16 protein-coding genes are annotated in these 15,478 nt (G+C 39.4%); 12 read left to right on the forward strand and 4 right to left on the reverse strand.

Annotated elements, in window-relative coordinates:
* Positions 1-202 precede the first annotated feature (202 nt).
* The 6 genes from yfcC (at position 203) to CCC17_RS03855 (ending at position 6,589) form a co-directional block, all read left to right on the forward strand.
* Complete coding sequence (yfcC, locus tag CCC17_RS03830) at positions 203-1,723, forward strand: putative basic amino acid antiporter YfcC (RefSeq protein WP_021650661.1); 1,521 nt, start codon at positions 203-205, stop codon at positions 1,721-1,723.
* A 32-nt stretch (positions 1,724-1,755) separates the two neighbouring features.
* Positions 1,756-2,904, forward strand: coding sequence for a beta-aspartyl-peptidase (gene iadA, locus CCC17_RS03835; RefSeq protein WP_287082560.1), 1,149 nt, complete (start codon positions 1,756-1,758; stop codon positions 2,902-2,904).
* Positions 2,905-2,988: 84 nt separating this feature from the next.
* On the forward strand, positions 2,989-4,023 hold the full coding sequence (locus CCC17_RS03840; RefSeq protein WP_044960967.1) for an alcohol dehydrogenase: 1,035 nt from the start codon (positions 2,989-2,991) through the stop codon (positions 4,021-4,023).
* A gap of 54 nt (positions 4,024-4,077) precedes the next feature.
* Positions 4,078-4,413, forward strand: a complete 336-nt coding sequence (locus CCC17_RS03845) for a hypothetical protein (protein ID WP_330577276.1) — start codon at positions 4,078-4,080, stop codon at positions 4,411-4,413.
* A gap of 455 nt (positions 4,414-4,868) precedes the next feature.
* Complete coding sequence (locus tag CCC17_RS03850; protein WP_015524496.1) at positions 4,869-5,291, forward strand: MarR family winged helix-turn-helix transcriptional regulator; 423 nt, start codon at positions 4,869-4,871, stop codon at positions 5,289-5,291.
* A gap of 14 nt (positions 5,292-5,305) precedes the next feature.
* On the forward strand, positions 5,306-6,589 hold the full coding sequence (locus tag CCC17_RS03855) for a cytidylate kinase family protein (protein WP_059085496.1): 1,284 nt from the start codon (positions 5,306-5,308) through the stop codon (positions 6,587-6,589).
* A 151-nt stretch (positions 6,590-6,740) separates the two neighbouring features.
* On the opposite strand, the gene CCC17_RS15165 is transcribed toward CCC17_RS03855, so the two are convergent.
* Together CCC17_RS15165 and CCC17_RS03865 are read right to left on the reverse strand one after the other, a co-directional pair.
* Complete coding sequence (locus CCC17_RS15165) at positions 6,741-6,980, reverse strand: helix-turn-helix transcriptional regulator (RefSeq protein ID WP_110102405.1); 240 nt, start codon at positions 6,978-6,980, stop codon at positions 6,741-6,743.
* Between the two features lie 226 nt (positions 6,981-7,206).
* Positions 7,207-7,662 carry an Rrf2 family transcriptional regulator gene (locus CCC17_RS03865; protein WP_059085497.1) on the reverse strand — a complete coding sequence of 152 codons (456 nt, stop codon included), beginning with the start codon at positions 7,660-7,662 and terminating at the stop codon, positions 7,207-7,209.
* Positions 7,663-8,053: 391 nt separating this feature from the next.
* Here CCC17_RS03865 and CCC17_RS03870 point away from each other — a divergent pair, with 391 nt between their 5' ends.
* Positions 8,054-8,680, forward strand: a complete 627-nt coding sequence (locus CCC17_RS03870; protein ID WP_015524501.1) for a DUF3786 domain-containing protein — start codon at positions 8,054-8,056, stop codon at positions 8,678-8,680.
* Here the strand turns inward: CCC17_RS03870 and CCC17_RS03875 are convergent.
* A complete protein-coding gene (locus tag CCC17_RS03875; protein ID WP_059085498.1) occupies positions 8,602-9,249 on the reverse strand; it encodes a TetR/AcrR family transcriptional regulator in 648 nt (215 codons plus the stop codon). The two genes, CCC17_RS03870 and CCC17_RS03875, sit on opposite strands and share 79 nt — an antisense overlap.
* A 168-nt stretch (positions 9,250-9,417) precedes the next feature.
* On the opposite strand from CCC17_RS03875, the gene CCC17_RS03880 reads away from it, so the two are divergent.
* The 5 genes from CCC17_RS03880 (at position 9,418) to CCC17_RS03900 (ending at position 13,611) form a co-directional block, all read left to right on the forward strand.
* Positions 9,418-10,188 carry an ATP-binding protein gene (locus CCC17_RS03880; protein ID WP_015524503.1) on the forward strand — a complete coding sequence of 257 codons (771 nt, stop codon included), beginning with the start codon at positions 9,418-9,420 and terminating at the stop codon, positions 10,186-10,188.
* Between the two features lie 85 nt (positions 10,189-10,273).
* Complete coding sequence (locus tag CCC17_RS03885; protein WP_015524504.1) at positions 10,274-11,206, forward strand: AAA family ATPase; 933 nt, start codon at positions 10,274-10,276, stop codon at positions 11,204-11,206.
* Between the two features lie 6 nt (positions 11,207-11,212).
* Entirely contained in the window at positions 11,213-13,030 is a 1,818-nt protein-coding gene (locus CCC17_RS03890) for a cobaltochelatase CobT-related protein (protein ID WP_287082529.1), read from the forward strand.
* Positions 13,031-13,046: 16 nt separating this feature from the next.
* Positions 13,047-13,241 (forward strand): hypothetical protein, encoded by a 195-nt coding sequence (locus CCC17_RS03895; RefSeq protein ID WP_015524507.1) that lies wholly within the window; start codon positions 13,047-13,049, stop codon positions 13,239-13,241.
* 22 nt (positions 13,242-13,263) lie between these two features.
* Positions 13,264-13,611: a nucleotide-binding protein gene (locus tag CCC17_RS03900; RefSeq protein ID WP_330577277.1), complete on the forward strand. Its 348-nt coding sequence runs from the start codon at positions 13,264-13,266 to the stop codon at positions 13,609-13,611.
* A 226-nt stretch (positions 13,612-13,837) separates the two neighbouring features.
* Here CCC17_RS03900 and CCC17_RS03905 read toward each other — a convergent pair whose 3' ends face one another.
* Complete coding sequence (locus tag CCC17_RS03905; RefSeq protein ID WP_287082530.1) at positions 13,838-14,986, reverse strand: SLC13 family permease; 1,149 nt, start codon at positions 14,984-14,986, stop codon at positions 13,838-13,840.
* Positions 14,987-15,478: the final 492 nt, after the last annotated feature.

Below are 15,478 nucleotides of genomic sequence, written 5' to 3' on the forward strand. Positions count from 1 at the left end.
TGTAGCTATTGGTGTCATAAATACAGGAAATACTGGGATTATTTCATGTTTCAAAAAGGTGTGGATCTGCATTTGGTTAAGATAATTTGACAGGTTCTTATAAAACAAATAAAATTGATAAAATATGTAAAGTTTTAGTTGGATTTTAAGCATTTTGTGGTACACTAATATAGTATATCAAAAATGGGAGGGAGATTCAAAAATGAGCAAAAACGAAGGAAAAGGGTTAAAGTCTTTTAACAAGGGATTTCAAGTGCCTGATACCTACATTATCATCTTTTTTGTAGTTGTTTTCGCAGCACTTATGACATTTCTTGTACCAAAGGGATTTTACGAAACACAGGATATTTCATATATGATCAATGGTGTTGAGAAAACCCGTACAGTAATCAAAGACGGAAGTTTCCAGTATCTGACAGATGATACAGGAAATGTAGTAACAGAAGGAGTAGCACTCTTTAGTGGAGATGGTGGAACAGGATTTTTTAACTATATGTATAACGGAATCGTAAATAGTTCTGCAATCGAGATTATCGCATTTCTTATGGTAGTAGGTGGTGCATTCGGTATCATGATCCGTACAGGTGCGATTGAATCCGGATTGATCGGATTGATCCGTAAGGCAGAGGGAGCAGAAAAACTACTGATTCCGATACTTTTCGTACTGTTTTCTCTTGGTGGAGCAGTTTTCGGGATGGGAGAAGAAGCGCTTCCGTTTACTATGATTCTTTGTCCGTTGTTTGTAGCAGTTGGATATGATTCAGTTATCGCAGTTCTTGTTACTTATGTTGCAACACAGATTGGTTTTGGTTCATCTTGGATGAATCCATTCTCTGTAGGTATTGCACAGGGTATTGCAGGTATTGACGTATTCTCCGGAGCAGGATTCCGTATGGTAATGTGGGTAGTATTTACAGCACTCGGCTGTGGAATGACTATGTTCTATGCATCAAAGATCAAAAAGACTCCGACAATCTCAATCGCATATAAGACTGATTCATATTTCCGTGAGCAGAATGAAAAAACAGGAATTGACGAAGGACATTCATTTGGTCTTGGACACATTTTAGTTCTTCTGACACTGGCTGCTACAGTAGTATGGGTAGTTTGGGGAGTTATGACTCAAGGATACTACATGCCGGAGATTGCTACACAGTTCTTTATTATGGGAATTGTTTCCGGTGTGATCGGAGTTATCTTTAAACTGAACGATATGAAACTAAATGATATTGCAATATCATTCAAAGATGGGGCAAAAGATCTGATTGGTGCTGCACTTGTTGTTGCTATGGCACAGGGTATCATGCAGGTTCTTGGTGGATCTGATCCGACCACACCTACAGTTATCAATACAATTATGTATAATATTTCAAATGCATTGTCTGGAGTTTCCGGAGCGGTTGCAGCAGTACTTATGTATCTGTTCCAGTCCGTATTTAACTTCTTTGTTGTATCCGGAACAGGACAGGCTGCGATCACAATGCCGATCATGGCTCCACTGTCAGACCTGTTAGGTGTTTCACGACAGACAGCTGTAGTTGCATTCCAGCTTGGTGATGCATTTACAAATCTGATTGTTCCTACATCCGGATGTCTGATCGGATCTCTTGCAATTGCAAAGATCGAGTGGTCTAACTGGATTAAATTCATGTGGAAATTCCTTGGCGTCTTAATGATTGGTGCAATCATTACAGTTCTTATTGCAGTTGGGATTGGATTCTAAAACATGCATTGGATAATTGGGAGTGATTTATGATGAAATTAATTCAGAATATTGATGTTTATGCTCCACAGCATCTGGGGAAAAAAGATGTACTTATGATCAATGATAAGATTATTAAGATTAAAGATGCAGGTTCTATATCCGCAGACGGATTTCTTTCTGAGGCAGAAATGATCAATGGAGAGGGGTTACTTTTAACTCCGGGATTCATTGATAGTCATGTTCATGTACTAGGAGGCGGTGGCGAAGGTGGATTCGCCAATCGTACTCCGGAAGCAACTATGGAAGGACTTACGAAGTTTGGAGTAACAACAGTTGTTGGCTGTCTTGGAACAGATGGGATCGGTCGTGATATATGTGCACTGGTTGCAAAGACAAAAGGATTGAATGAGCAGGGAATGTCTGCATACTGTTATACAGGCAGTTATCAGATTCCGGTTCGTACGTTGACTGACAGTATTGTGAAAGATATTATGATGATTCAGGAAATCATTGGAACTGGAGAAATCGCGATCTCTGATCATCGGTCTTCACAGCCGACTTTTGAGGAATTTGTACGTGTCGTTGCGGATACAAGACTTGGTGGTGTTCTTTCCGGGAAAGCTGGTATTGTAAATGTTCATCTTGGTGACAGTCCGAGATGCTTAGATCTTATTGAACGGGTGGTAGATGAGACAGAGATACCGACTTCTCAAATACTGCCAACACATATCAATCGAAATGAGCTGCTTTTCTGCAAGTCAATGGAATATGCGCTGAAAGGCGGAGCAGTAGATTTTACCGGAAATGAAGATATTGACTATTGGGAAACTATCTGTGATGAGGTACGAGTATGTAATGGTATCAAACGGATGTTAGATGCAGGAGTAAATCCTAACCGCATGACAATTTCTTCTGATGGACAGGGAAGCCTTCCGATGTACAGTAGTGATGGCGAATTCTTTGGAATGGGCGTTGGACAGTCCAGCTGCCTTCTGAAGGAAGTTAAAGAGTGTGTGTTTAAAGCGGATATCCCGTTGGAAATTGCACTTTCAACAATAACATCCAATCCGGCAGAAATCCTTCGCCTTAATGGAAAAGGAAAGATTGAAGAGGGCTATGATGCGGATCTTTGTATCCTGGATCAGGACCTGCAGCTTGTTGAGGTAATAGCAAGAGGTAAAACAGTGTATACAAAATAGAATTAGAAATATCCGGTATAAGAACAGATGTGTTCCGTACCGGATATTTTACTAGCATACATTCTAATAGATGGGGGCAAAATAATGCTGACTTATACATATGTTTCAAAGGGAAAATTTGAACTAATGGAAAAACCGAAACCAGTGCTCATGCATGAACGAGATGCCATTGTAAAGGTGACACTGGCCAGCATCTGTTCCAGTGACCTGCATATTAAACACGGAAGTGTTCCGCGTGCAGTCCCGGGAATTACAGTTGGCCATGAGATGGTAGGTATTGTTGAGGCAGTCGGTTCTAAGGTGACGCATGTAAAACCGGGAGACCGGGTGACTGTAAATGTAGAAACCTTTTGCGGAGAGTGTTTTTTCTGTAAGAAAGGATATGTAAACAATTGTACCGACAAGAATGGTGGCTGGGCACTTGGCTGTCGTATCGATGGGGGACAGGCAGAATATGTCCGGGTTCCTTTTGCAGATCAGGGATTGAATAAAATCCCGGAAGGTGTTACGGACAGACAGGCTTTACTGGTAGGAGATGTTCTTGCTACTGGTTATTGGGCAGCACGTATTTCTGAAATCACAGAGGAAGATACCGTACTGATCATTGGAGCCGGTCCAACAGGAATATGTACTTTACTTAGTGTTATGCTGAAAAATCCAGCGAAGATCATTATATGTGAAAAGGACGAGACACGTATTCGCTTTATTAATGAGCATTATCCGGAAACTCTTACTGTTTCACCGGAAGACTGTAAAGAGTTTGTTAAGACTAATAGTGAGCATGGTGGAGCTGATGCAGTCCTTGAAGTTGCCGGAGCAGAATCGACATTTAAACTGGCGTGGGAATGTGCCCGACCAAATGCAATCGTGACAGTGGTTGCGCTTTACGATAAAGCGCAGATGTTACCACTCCCAGATATGTATGGTAAAAATCTCACTTTTAAAACAGGTGGAGTGGATGGCTGCGATTGCGAAGAAATTCTGAAGCTGATATCAGAAGGTAAGATCAACACGGAACCGCTGATTACGCATACCTATCCGTTAAACAGGATTGAAGAGGCATATGAATTGTTCGAAAATAAGAGAGATGGTGTGATTAAAGTAGCAGTGGAATGCTGAGAAACAGGTACGGGAGGCTGAACAATAGTAAGTTTATTACAAGTAATTTTACCCGTGATCATAATGCTTATTATTGGGATAATCTGCAGAGAGAAAAAACTGATCCGCCCAGAGGGAATTGAAGGACTTCAGGCATTGGTTATGAATTTTACACTTCCAATCTCATTGTTTTATACTTTTTATCGGGCAAGTATTAAAGCAGATACTGTGATATTTCCGGTTACCTTCTTCGTAGTGACCGCAGGTGGGATTTTTGCAGGAAGGCTGCTTTGTAAACTTGTAAAAGAAAAAGATGTCTATTTTCCCTTTACACTGACAGGATATGAGGCAGGAATGCTGGGATATGCTTTGTTTGGTATTCTGCTTGGAAATGATAAGATCACGCAATAACTTGCTTAATCTTGCCCCATTTTGCCAAGATGGCAGCTAAAACACACATTTCACAAATCCCCGAAATCCATTGCAAAACAGGGCATTTCCGGGCAAATCAAGGAGAAATAAAACAATGATAAAAATATTTTTCATCTGCCACGGCACTCTTTGAAAGATTCTTCAAAAAGCCAGTAAAATCAAGGTCTGGAAGGCATAGGCGGTTAGAAAATAACCCGAAAATAACCCATGGGATTTTGTGCAGATATTACATGTAAATATAGATGATGTTTGGGATGCAACATGATAGAAGAGCTGTAAGATTTTGAAAAGAAAATCTTATGGCTCTTTTTGCAAACAAATAGAAGAGGAAAATAGTGGTGAAAAAGTTATTGACATACACCACGAATATAGTTATAATTCTAAATGTTTGAATTATAACTATTTATATGATAAAAGAAGGAGCTAAATAATAAATGGATGATTCATTTCACTACCTGTCTATGATAAACCATATGACTGTCCAGAAAAAACTAATGGAACAGCTGGCAGACACAGGCCTTACCTTGGGACAGCCCAAAGTATTGGATTACCTGAAAGATCACGATGGTGCCAGCCAGAAAGAGATTGCGGCAGGATGCCTCATCGAGGCAGGATCTTTAACGTCCATTTTGAACCGTATGGAAGAAAAAGGTCTGATCGAAAGAAAAATGCTCAATGGAAACCGTCGTACTTTTCATATTTTTATGACAGAATCCGGAAAGAAAAATCAGAAGCTTGTGGAGGAGGCTTTTAAGAAGATAGAAAAAACTGCATTAAATGGTATTTCCGAAGAAGAGCAGAAGTTGTTTATGGATATTTTTTGCCGGATCTATCGAAATCTTGCAGATATGAAATGAGGGGGAAATAAAAAATGGAGAAACGAAAACGATATTTAATATTTCTGGTGGGATTGTTTGTAAACTCCCTGGGAGTCAGTCTGATCACAAAGGCAAACCTAGGAACATCCCCGATTTCATCAATTCCTTACGTATTAAGTCTTAATTTTCCATTTACACTTGGAAATTTTACCATCTTTTTCAGTATCTTTCTGATCGTACTGCAGTTGATCATCCTGAGAAAGAACTTTAAATTGGAGCACATCCTTCAGATTCCGGTATCCATCATATTTGGATATTTTATTGATCTTACCATGATTCTTTTTTCCTGGGTCAATCCGGAAGCGTACATCATGAAGATTGTATATCTTCTCATCGGATGTCTGATTCTTGGCGTAGGTGTATATATGGAGGTCTTGGCAGACGTTGTCATGCTTCCGGGAGAATCTTTTGTCCGTGCTATTGTTCTTACATGGAAAACAAATTTCGGAACAACCAAGATCTGTTTTGATGTATCCATGTCAGTGATCGCTGCTGTACTTTCTTTCGTATTTGCAGGAAGACTGGCTGGTGTAAGAGAAGGTACCGTTATTGCTGCCCTTCTGGTAGGCTTTATCGCCAGACTCATCGGTAAGAAACTTGTATTCCTGAAAGATATGATTTTCCTGGAAAGCGTATCTGCAGAAAACGAGAACGAAGCAAAAGAACAGACAGCAGGAACCTATGGAAAAAATGTTATCGCCATTGGAAGACAGTTTGGAAGTGGCGGCCACGATATTGGCAAGATTCTTGCAGAAAAGTTGGGATATGATTTTTATGATGCGGAGATTATCCAGATGACAGCAGGAACCACCGGATACACACCGGAATTTATCAAGAAAAACGAAGAGATCATGACAAACAGTCTCATCTATGATCTGGTTAATCAGATGTATCTGAATGCGGATATGCAGGATGAAGCACCGAAGGATAAGATTTTCGAGGCAGAATGTCAGGTTGTACGTAATCTTGCGAAAAAAGGCAACTGCGTGATAGTAGGCCGTTGTGCAGATTACGTTCTCAGAAATTCCGGAAACTGTCTGAAAGTATTTTTTTCAGCGCCTCTTGTGAGCAGAATTAGAAGAGTGGCACAGAGACAGAATATCTCCGAGGGAGAAGCCAAAGCTACGGTTCAGAAAAATGAAAAACTCCGTGCAGATAACTACCGTTATTACACCCGCCGTATGTGGGGTGCAGCCGGAAACTTTGATCTCAGCCTGAATACAGATTTGGGAGAAGAATATATTGAGAACTGCATCCGCAGTGCTATGAAACTGTAAAAATATATAAAGCCTTATAATATTTGTCGTAAATGATATAGCCCCTTAAGGAACAGTCAATCTAAAAATCATATTTGAGGGACATATTATTTGCAGTAATATTATAAGGCTTTTTCTTTTCTATTGTATACAGATAAGACACATACAGGACTTATAAAGTATTTCGGTATTCCGCTGGTGTCATATGGAACTTTTTCTCAAAAATTTTATAAAAATGCGTAATGTTGGAATAACCGATCTCTTCCATGACAGCAGTAACAGAACGATCAGGCTGCTTTAACATTTTCGCCGCTCTGGACAGACGTATATTCTGGATAAGAGAAGAAAAAGTCTGTCCCGTATAATTTTTTAGGATAAAAAGCAGGAATCCTCGGCAATCAATTACCGAGATGAAAGCGTAAACTGTGCATGTCTACACTCATAATAAATGAAAAGATTGCAGAAAAGTACAACACAACACCAGAAGAGGTACGCAGAGAAATGCAGATAGCCATAGATGCAAGATTTGATAATCCTGATCCGGCTGTGCAGGAAGTATTTATGGGAAACCTGAATCCGGTCATAAGGAAGGTGAACCGGATGTAGTAGGAACACTTTCCGTAAATCGGGATGAAAATTTAACCGTGATGGCTAACCGGGGAGATATTGAGGATAGATGTTCGCTGATAATAGGTATTTATGATATCCTGTAAAGTAATCATATTCATTTTTTCTTCAGCAGTTTTTTGGATTTCATTATAGAATTCCTGTAAAGACAACTGAATATTAATGCCAACGCCGCAATCAGGGTTGGTATGAGTATCTAAATGAAGCAGCGGCTTCTCACCTTCAACTGCTTTATAAATATCCAGCAATGTAATCTGATCTGCTGGTTTTGAAAGAGAAGGACGGGCATGTCCGGCTACACTGGTCATAAGTCCGGCTTTTTTTAGTTTTAACATAAGCTGGCGTACAAAGCCGGGATTTGTATGGACACTTTCTGCAATTGAGGCACTGGAGAGAGATTTTTCCTGGTTGATAGCAATCAGAACCATCACATGAACAGTATCGCTTAATTTTGTTGAATATTTCATGATAAGAAACTCCTTATAGTATGATATAATGATTTTTTTTCACATTTTTGAGACAAAAATATTTCTGGTTTGTCTAAAACATTTCAAGTTCTCAACAGTTCTTTTCAATGTGTTGAGAAACTGTGCATATTTATTATTTTGATGATTGTAAATAATATAATTACAACTATAATGAAATTTAAAGGAAAAGTCAACACAGTAATGAAACTTACGGAGGAGTGTATAATATGCTGATCGTAGACAAATCTATGAAACTATGACTGAGGTAATGAGTTTTGTCCAGGAATGGATAAAAGAGAATCCGGACAAAGTTAGATTTATGAGAACACCAAAATCCTTGTATAAACATTGATTATTACATGATACTATAAATGTTCACAAAGGAGAGCTTATGGAATACAAAAATCAAACAGAAAATCGTGCATTTCAGGAAATGTTGCAGGCAGCAGTAAAACGGCTGCAAAATCGTTCCGGAGAGGATCTTGCTGCAAAAAGTGGGGCTGTTTTTCATAGCAGTCGAAATGTGCTTGAAGTACTGAGTTTTTATGAAACGATTGAAATTCAACTCCCTGAGTTTCGTATTAACTCAAACATGGACGAATGGCATTATCTGACATTGCTGCATTATCTGGATATGGCGGATGGAACAGAAGGTTCACAGAAGCTCATTACTTTTGGTAACCTGAAAGATGGAATGATTCGAGGAACCAAGTTTGACCGGACTGCAGAGCAGAAACTGGAAAAGCTTTTGCAGGATAAAGATCCTGAGAAAATTCAGAAAGCATGTAAAAACCTGGGTGCAGAATTCACAGAGACAAAGGCGGATCTGTGTGCTGTTTTTCCAGTTCTGCCAAGATATCCGGTAACTTTAAAGATATGGTTTGCAGATGAAGAATTTCCTGCATCTGGCAAAATATTTCTTCAGGATCATGCCGATCATTATCTGAGTGTAGAAGATGCGGTAACAGTTGGAGAAATTTTGCTGCAAAAATTATCGGAAGCATTTTCTTCCCTCTGATCATGGATCAGAAAACTTTCCAGTCCGGCTTTGATAAATTTGTCAATTGTTGTCTGAATCTGTTTCCAGTCATTACAGTGATTGCGTAGCATCAGTCTGTTGATGGAAAGGCAGCCATTCATTTGAAAATAAAAAACCGATTCTGCCTGCTCAAAGGTCAGGAGGCTGTGTGACATAAGCCAGGTCACATAGCCTTCTTTTGTATTTTCTGCTAATTTTTCCAGAAGAATGGGGGCAATTGCATCATCCAGAAACAGTGCCCTGTATTGTGATTCCATCTGTATTTTCTGACAGAACGGATAGGAACAGCTTTTTTGATTTAGACAGAATAAATGATCTACAGTTGTTAACATATCCTGAGTCATATCATTAAAAATATCTGATAATACATCATGGATATCGTAGTAATGAAGATAAAAAGTGCCACGGTTGATTTCAGCATTTTTGCAGATCTCTGTAACTGTAATTTTCGTAAAACTCTTCTGCTTTAACAATTCTAAGAACGTATCTTTTATGGTTTGCCTGGTATAGCGGGTACGGCGATCTTGTTTTCTCGTTTTTTCTGACATTATATACTCCTGTATTATTTGGTATCATATGATTCCTCAACAATTTTTCTGATGTGTTGAGTAGCCATACAAATCTCACAGATTGATTATTGTAATTTATATAGTAACAACTATAATGAGATTTAAAGAAAAAGTCAACAGATTGTTCAGAATTTTAGGAGGAAAAACATGGGACATGTAATTGCTGTATCAGGAAAAGGCGGTGTAGGGAAAACAACCCTTTGTGGATTGTTGATTCAATATTTATGTGAAAATGGAAAACATCCGGTTTTAGCTGTAGATGCAGATGCAAATGCGAATTTGAATGAAGTGCTCGGCGTTGAACCGGAGATTACACTCGGAGAACTGAGAGAAGAGATTGAACGTGCAGGAGTTGATCCACGGTATCAGATTCCGACAGGAATAACAAAACAGGCTTATCTGGAAATGCGTCTCTCCGATGCAATTGCAGAAGAAGATGATTATGATTTGATGGTAATGGGGCGAACCCAGGGACAGGGCTGCTATTGTTTTGTAAATGGTCTTGTGCAGACCCAGGTTCAGAAACTGCAAAGCCATTATCCATATATTGTGGTTGATAACGAAGCAGGTATGGAACATATCAGCAGAGGAATCCTGCCAATGATGGAAGTTGCGATTCTTGTAAGTGACTGTTCAAGAAGAGGTGTTCAGGCGGCCGGACGTATTGCAAAGCTGATGAAGGAGTTAAACTTTAAACCACAGAAAACCGGATTGATCGTGAATCGTGTTCCAGATGGAAAATTGGATGCCGGAACTCTGGAAGAAATCCGAAATCAGGGACTGGAACTGTTAGGGGTTGTACCACATGATGACCAGGTATATCAGTATGACTGTGATGGAAAGCCGATCATACGGCTTCCGAAAGATTCTCCTGTAAGAAGTGCACTGGGAGAAATTGTAAAGAAGTTAGGATTGTGAGCTGGAGGATTGAAAGTTTGAAGATTGAGTAAACAGAAATATTATCTGATTTGGTATAACCAATTGCAAAGAAAGGAAAATCCTCATGAGAAATCATTGGACAGAAATAGAAAAATATTTAGAAGACCAGAAGATAGCGCAGGAACTGATTGGAGAACTGAGAGATTTTCACATGCGTTATGAGGTAAAGGATCAGGTAAAGGAACGAGTAGAAAAACCGGATATCCTATTTTATGGGAAAAAGATTCTGGAAATGTCAATAGCAGCGCTTCTTCAGGGAGATAACCTGTTACTTTCCGGTGCGAAAGCTACAGGAAAAAATGTACTATGCGAGACACTGGCATGGATATTCGGAAGACCGGAATACGACATTTCTTTTCATGTAAATACAGACAGTGCCGATCTGATCGGAACGGATACCTTTATAAATAATGAGGTTCGTCTTCGGAAAGGCCCCATCTACCAATGCGCGGAATTTGGAGGATTTGGAATCCTGGACGAAATCAATATGGCAAAAAATGATGCGGTTTCTGTATTGCATGCCACACTGGATCATAGGCGCAGAATCGATATTCCAGGATATAACAGAATTTTACTTCATCCGGCAACACGATTTATCGGCACGATGAATTATGGTTACGCAGGTACCAGAGAGCTAAATGAAGCATTGGTTTCAAGGTTTATGGTAATTGATATGCCTGAAATGGATGAGGATAGTGTCCTTTTTGTATTAAGACAACATTTTCCAGATGGGAAAAAAAGTGCACTGAAAGCATTTGCAGGACTGTTTCTGGATTTGCAGATCAAAGCTTATCATGGAGAAATCTCAACAAAATCTCTTGACCTGAGAGGATTGGTTTCTGCTGTAAAAGCAACAAGAAGCGGACTTTCTCCAATTGATGCAATCCAGATGGGGATCATAAATAAAAGTTTTGATGTATTTGAAAAAGAGATCGTAGAAGATGTGGTTTCTACCAGAATCCCATCTTCCTGGACCGGAAAAGATATATGGGGGTAAGCTTGTATGGAGGATGTCAGATGGCCGGCGGAACAACTGGAAGAACATCGTCTGGAGATCAGTAATCGTATCAGAAATCTTTTTTGGACAGTCAGTGGTGATTATGATATGGAATTTGAACCGGATACAGAAAAATATGTTTATTCAAAACAAACGGTTCTGTATGAGGCAGTGAAGCAGGGTGCCTTTGCACGATATTTTGATCAGAAGAAACTTGGCATGTATTTGATGAAAAAATTACATTTTTCTGCTGGAGAAGATATGCTTTTGCCTCTTGCCGGATTATGCATGGATGCTGCAGTGAATCGGTTTATCATTCGAGAACGTTTGGGAACAAAGGAAATCAGAGAACAGGCGTTCAGAAAATTGGAAAAGGCCGAGGAAGAGCAGGTATCAGACAAAGCTGGAACAGACCTGATTCACAGGATTAGGCTTCTGTATATAAGGCATGTTCTGGAGAACACAGACGATGAGGGAATGGATCCACAGGCAGAGATTGCATTGTACAAGATTCTTTCTCTGAAGGATGCGGAAAATACGGAAGAGGTCATAAACGTGATAGATGAGATTTATAATCATGTTCTGGATCCCTCTTTTGAAAAAAGGAATGGAAATCTGGAGAAGATTTTGAATTTACCGGATATGGCATTGGCCAATGATGCGTGGCAGGAATGCATGACGGATGAACAGATGGAGGACATCATTCAAAAATATCTTTCTAATCTCAAAAAAAAGATGATGAGTCTGGATATCAGAAACAAAAAGAAAAAAAGATCTTATTTTTCTCCGGAAAAAGAAGAAGTTCCGGAAAGCCCGGAGAATATAAATCCACAGGCAGTGCGACGGATACGGGAATATGTGGAACTGAATTACGGAAAATCGTATCTAAGTGAATCGGAGCAGGCCAGAGTCAACCGGAAATTTTGTACAGGAATCCACAAAAACTGTATCCTGTATCTTACAGATGGAATTTTACAGAACCCTGTGATAAAAAATAATCAATACCGTTTTTCTCAGCTGCAGTTTGAAAAAAATAAAGCCTATTATGGAAATAATCACTGGATCATCAAAAGAAATATTTCTGAGTTGGCAGAGTCACTGAAACGGGCATTTATAATCCGAAAGGATGATTTTGTCAGCAGATCTGATGCAGGGCAGCTTGTTCCTGAAAGGTTATGGAAAATTGGAAGAACAGACGATGACAAGTTATTTAATAGAAAAAAGAGATCAGAAGATTCTGAGTTTGTAATAGATGTCCTGATTGATTCCAGTGGTTCCCAAGCTGGCAGACAGGCTCAGGTAGCGGCACAGGGATATATTATCAGTGAAGCATTAAGCCAGGCAGGAATTCCTCATCGGGTGACAGGATACTGTGCTTTCTGGGGATATACAGTACTTCAGAGATTTCGGGATTATGAAGATCCAAGGGAAACAAATGAAAGAATCTTTCAATTTCGGGCGTATGCCAATAACAGAGATGGGCTTGCACTGAAAACAGTCTGTTCCTCTCTCATGGAGCGACCGGAAAAAAATAAGATTTTAATCGTATTAAGTGATGGAAAACCCTGTGATATGAGCATACAACGACTAGGAACCCGCCAGCCCAAGATCTATGACGGAGAAGGAGCTGTGAAAGATACTGCATATGAGGTGCGTCGGGCCAGAAATCAGGGAATTTTCGTAATTGGTATTTTTGTAGGGAATGAAGAAGAACTCTCCGTGGAAAAGAGAATCTATGGAAAAGATTTTGCCTATATTCGTAATATCAGCAATTTTTCCCGTATAGTAGGAACTTTTTTGCGAAGACAAATTGATATGGAATGAAAATGGAGGAATCACTATGGGTAAAATTGAATTTTCCAATTGCCAGGATGTAAGAAATCAGAAAAAGATACAGGAATTAGATTGCCCACGCTGTCATGAACCGGGAGGCATTGAAGCCTTTGTGAAAGACGGGATACTTGCAGAGGATGGAGTATGTGATAACTGCGGATATATTCTTCCAGAAGGAACAGAACTGGAGGAAGTGGAGTAAGAAGCATTTAAGGAGACAACAGATGAAAATTGCTGTAACTGGAAAAGGCGGAGTAGGGAAAACCACGATATCTGCAGTATTAGCACGGCTGTATGCAGAAGAAGGGAAAAAAGTATTTGCTGTAGATGTGGATCCAGATGCAAATCTTGGACTTGCACTGGGTTTTTCAGAGGAAGAACTGGAGAGTATTACGCCTATCAGTAAAATGAGAGGGTTGATCGAGGAGAGAACAGGTGCAGATAAAAGTAATACTTTTTATAAAGTCAATCCAAAAGTGGATGATATTCCTGAAATTTACGGAAAAGAAAATAATGGTGTTCGACTTCTGGTTTTGGGAACTGGTCCTATGTCAAGATTTAGTACAAGTTAAAAAAACAAAATATCTGCTGTTGGAGCAAACTCATTATACATCAGAAAGCCCTGTACGATATTTTTTTATGAAAAAGTTGTAAAGTGGTGTAAAGATTAATGATCTTTGTATTGGCACCGAAAATATATTTATTTCTCCGCGGCTTTTCTTCCAGGATGTGAGAGTGCCGCGGAGAATTTTTTGCGAAGAAAGAATTGCTATAGCTTTTGTAATTCCGGGAAAACCTTTATCTAAGAAAAAAATACAATATTAACATGAATATCATGAATATAATATTGGAGGCTGTGAATATTCCCAAATACTTCCCTCTCAGATTCCTGTTTTCTTTTGCAATATATTTGAAACTTATCAGGCTTGCCATGGATGCAATCAGAGTGCCGAGACCTCCAATATTGGTTCCGACAATTAAAGCCCGGCAATTATCTGTAAAGCCGGATAAAAGAAGCGCAGCGGGAACATTGCTCATAATCTGACTGGCAAGAACAGCAGTAAGTGTTTCCCTTCCTGCCATGATTCTTTCCAGAAAACTGCTGAATTGCGGAATCCTTCCAAGGTTGCCGATAAAAATAAATAATGCGATAAAGGTGGCAAGCAGGGAGTAATCCACCCTGCTTATATTTTCCCTGTTTCTTAGCAGCATATATATAAGAACCAATACAAGAGGAATCTGGTATGGAATGATACGTGCAACAGTGAGCAGGCAGATTGTAAATAAGATCAGGTAAGCGGCCAGGTATTCCATGTTAAGTTCTTTTCTGTCAGAGAATCCCAAAAGAGTTTTATCTTTTTCGGAACCGCATACGTGAGGTGCTTTGGCAGCGGCTACCTGTATCCATATCAGAAGAAGGATAAGTGCTGTGGCGGAATAGGGAAGCATCAGGGTTATTAATTCTGCCGCGGACATCCCTGCTCTGGCATATAGATAAAGGTTCTGCGGATTTCCGATTGGTGTGAGCATGCTTCCGAGATTAGCAGCGATTGTCTGCATGGCTACAATTTTAAGAAGCCAGTAATTGCCCAGTTCCTTTGGCAGTTTATGCACAATGATCAGTGCAAGAGGAACAAAAGTAATCAATGCCACATCATTGGTGATCACCATTGACAGGAAGAAACATAAGAGTACCAACAGCCTGATCACACCCACAGTTCCCGATGTTCCCATAAGCAATTTTTTGGCAAGTATATCAAAAACACCAACAGCCTTCAAACCAGCTACAATTGCCATCAAACAGAAGAGGAGCCCGAGAGTCCTGAAATCGATATAAGTAAAATAAGCCTTATCCGGTCTGACCCAGAACATAGAAAGAAGCGCCAGGATCACTGCAATTGACAAAACGGTTTCTTTCCTGAAAAAAACATATAATTTTTGTAACATAATATTTCCTTTCCGGTCTGATACGACCGCGCATAAGTATATCACAGAAACATCCAGAAAAAAAGAATATCATTTTGTATTGTGGATTGTGTTTGCGATTACCGCCACATTCCTGTATAATAAAAATGTTATCAATGGCGACATCATTTCAAAAGTTCAGAATATGAAAGGAAAACGTTTTGGAAGAACTATACAGAAAATATCAGGGAAAAACAATAAAAGATGACTATGGGAAAAAATTCCAAGGAATTTATAGATTTTGCAAATGACATGAAAAATAGCATGAAAATTAATGCCGCAAAATATGGATTAAGGCTTATTACCTTTGAGACGGGGCATTACGATATGTGCGGATATTTTAAGGACAACGAAACAAAAAAAGTATGCATATTTTTCATTCCATGAATGCAGGAACCACCCCATAGATTTCGACATGATGAACTCTAAGGGATTTCTCGTCCGTTCTGCAAAAGGATTGAACGATTGCACTGG

The organism is Blautia sp. LMAG:36 (assembly GCF_008680535.1).
In the GTDB taxonomy this organism is placed as follows: domain Bacteria; phylum Bacillota; class Clostridia; order Lachnospirales; family Lachnospiraceae; genus Blautia_A; species Blautia_A fusiformis.